General features: G+C 48.4%; 1 protein-coding gene. It reads right to left on the bottom strand.

Annotated elements, in window-relative coordinates; genetic code table 11:
• Positions 1-375: 375 nt before the first annotated feature.
• Positions 376-532 (bottom strand): pyrimidine/purine nucleotide monophosphate nucleosidase domain-containing protein (locus tag FDX22_RS27700; protein WP_146718082.1); only part of this gene is annotated, 157 nt, incomplete at its 5' end.

The following is a 532-nucleotide window of genomic DNA, read 5'->3' as shown; positions in this document are numbered from 1 at the left end:
GGCTAACATTAACGACATATGGCATGAAAGACAGGGCGCGAAGATACGAGGGTTGCGCTATAAAAACTGTTGTTTTTAGTGAATTCTGATGACTAATTATAATTTGCGGTGATAAATCACGGTTTCCCCTGGGAGGTAATCGTTTGCGTTTTGGGGCTCGCCAGACGAAAGATAATTGATATTTATGTTATTGCGTGAGCTATGTGACTGGTATCACTAAAAAAGCCGGCTGGCTGCGAGGCCAAAACCGGCTTGGATATGGACNTGAGCTATGTGACTGGTATCACTAAAAAAGCCGGTTGGCTGAAGCGCCAAATCCGGCTTTGATATGGACAAAACTGTCACCGCTATAGCGCTGCTAGCGGGTGTTGAAGGTTATGCGCAGATCTCGTAGCACGGGATATACGCAGTGCCCGGTAACTTCATACGATGTTGTGCAACAAAGCCCTGCAGGAGATCGTCCATGCGGCGCATCATCTCAGGGTCACCGTGGATTTTGTACGGGCCAAACTCTTCAATGGCGCGGATGCCG

It is taken from the genome of Citrobacter sp. TBCS-14, from assembly GCF_005280805.1.
Lineage (GTDB): Bacteria > Pseudomonadota > Gammaproteobacteria > Enterobacterales > Enterobacteriaceae > Citrobacter > Citrobacter gillenii.
The sequence above is the reverse complement of the archived record's forward strand: the minus strand, read 5'-3'. Positions and strand labels throughout refer to the sequence as shown.